The 2,209-nt window shown below is 67.2% G+C and carries 2 protein-coding genes and 1 pseudogene; 2 read left to right on the forward strand and 1 reads right to left on the reverse strand.

The genetic code is table 11. The features are described 5' to 3' along the window. A pseudogene (locus tag AC1DHX_RS20645) lies at nucleotides 1-126 on the reverse strand (type I methionyl aminopeptidase); the annotation flags it as partial. Between the two features lie 103 nt (nucleotides 127-229). Here AC1DHX_RS20645 and AC1DHX_RS20650 point away from each other — a divergent pair. Both AC1DHX_RS20650 and AC1DHX_RS20655 read left to right on the forward strand, forming a co-directional pair. Next, on the forward strand, nucleotides 230-394 hold the full coding sequence (locus tag AC1DHX_RS20650) for an SPOR domain-containing protein (protein WP_018772367.1): 165 nt from the start codon (nucleotides 230-232) through the stop codon (nucleotides 392-394). A 144-nt stretch (nucleotides 395-538) separates the two neighbouring features. Next, nucleotides 539-2,209, forward strand: a 1,671-nt coding sequence (locus AC1DHX_RS20655; RefSeq protein ID WP_476900456.1) for a phage holin family protein, incomplete at its 3' end; no start/stop codon positions are given.

The raw sequence follows: 2,209 nt of genomic DNA on the forward strand, positions 1-2,209 counted from the left end.
GAACTTCGCAGGAGCCGGCTTGCCCACATATTCCGGACGCGGGATGGACGGCGGCACGGGAAGCTGCGGGCTCACTGTCCCCTGGACCAGCGTGCCGATGGGTGCAGTTGAGGCTAGAGAAGGCATAGATTGATCATATAAGCCCCCGGGCTCGCCCCGGAAAATACAGCCCGGAAAATGCACCCCGGAAAAGACACCCGGACACGCTCCGGGCCATGAAGGAGCCCCGATGCCCGAATACTGGTACAACGTCAACACCCACGAGATCGAGGAAGACGCGATGTCCGACTGGAGTCAGCTGATCGGACCGTACAAGACCCGTGAGGAAGCCGAACACGCCCTGGAAAAGGTCAAGGCGCGCAATGAGGCTTGGGACAAGGACGAGGACGACTAGCCCGTAGGGCCTGCTGCGCCCGCGGGAACGTCCCCCGGCGATCGCGGACCGGACACCGCGCAGGCTGACTGATTTTCTCCCGGCCCGTGATTCTCACCCTGTGAGGGTGGGTGCGAGCCGGTTGCCGACAGCCATACTGGGAAAATGCCGACGCGCGTTGCCCGCACCCGCGGCGCCCGAATATCAGACCTCGCCAGGCTGGCCCTTGCCTGGGCTGCCTCGACTGTAGCCCTCATTATCACCGGCGCCCTGCTGCCGGGGTTCTCTGCGGCCAGCTGGTGGTCATACGCCGCCGTGGCGGCGGCAGCCGGCCTCGTCGGCCTGGTCCTGCGCCCCGTGCTGGTGGAGATCTCGGCCAGGGTGGGCTGGGTGGCAGTACTTCTTACCGCCCTGGTGGGGCAGGCCCTGATCATGTACGTCGCCATCCGTCTGGTGCCCGGCATCGAGTCGACGCCGTTGACAGCCCTCGCCGCTACCTGGGTCAGTGCCGTGGTGGGCACGCTCATTTCGTGGGCCACCACAGCCGGAACCGATGACGGCCTCATCACCTCGCTGGCAGGACGGGCACGCCGGCAGGAAACGGTGACCGATCCGGAGGTGGACGGTGTCCTGTTCGTCCAGCTCGACGGGGTCCCCTTCCCGGTGCTGCAGTGGGCTATCCAGTCCGGGGGAGTGCCCCATCTCCGCCGCTGGCTGGCCTCGGGGGATTATCAGTTCCGTGAATGGACTCCCCAGCTGCCTTGCACGACGCCGGCGAGCCAGATGGGCATTCTGCACGGCACGGTCGCCGGGATCCCGGCCTTCCGGTGGTATGACCGTGAGCTCCAACGCGTCCTGGTGGCCAACCGTCCGGCAGACGCCCGGGTGATCGAGGACAGGCACAGCACCGGCCAGGGACTGCTCTGCGACGACGGCGTCTCCATCTCGAACCTGTTCACCGGTGACGCGCCCCGCTCGTTTTTGACGATGAGCCGGGTAGAGGTCCGGCGCGGCTCGACCCAAACCCGCCGGGCGTTCGCCTGGTTTTTTGCCACCCCGAACGGCTTCATGCGCAGCTTCACGCGGACCGTCGCCGAGATCTTCAAGGAGCGTTGGCAGGCCCGGAGACAGGTCAAACGTGACCTCAATCCGCGGGTGCGGCGGGACTGGACCTTCGCCCTGCTGCGGGCAGTCACCAACGGTCTGCTGCGGGACCTGAACACGGCGCTGGTGGCAGAGGAACTGCGTCGCGGCACGAAGTGCATCTATGTCGACTACGTTGACTACGACGAGATCGCCCACCACGCAGGCATGTTCCGCCCCGAGTCGCTTGCAGCCCTGGATGGCTTGGACCGCACGCTCGGTGCCTTGGCCGAACTCGCCGGGTCCGCTCCCCGCCGCTACCGGCTGGTGGTGCTCTCGGACCACGGCCAGTCCCAGGGCACGCCGTTCGCGGACCGGTATGGCCAGGCGCTTGGTGATCTGTGCGCGGAACTGATGCAGGAACACGTTCAGAACGTGGACGCGTCCGTCGAGGGGCTCGGGCGCGCGGACTCCCTCGCCGGCGACGTTGCCTCTGGCGGATTGTCCGGAAAGCTCGCCGGCCGTGCCGACGAGGTGCTGACCAAGGCACAAGAGACGCCGGCACAGCAGACTTCCGGCCCAGGCGGCGCGGAGGATCCGGTGGTCGTGTTGGGCTCGGGCAACCTGGGCCTGGTGTACCTGCGCGGTGACCGGCGCCTGAGTCTCCAGGCCCTCGAGCATCGGTGGCCTTCCCTGGTCCCTGGCCTGGCGGGCCATCCCGGCGTCGGGTTCGTGGCCGGCATCGATGAGGAG

This window comes from Arthrobacter sp. 05N33_2 (assembly GCF_056397425.1).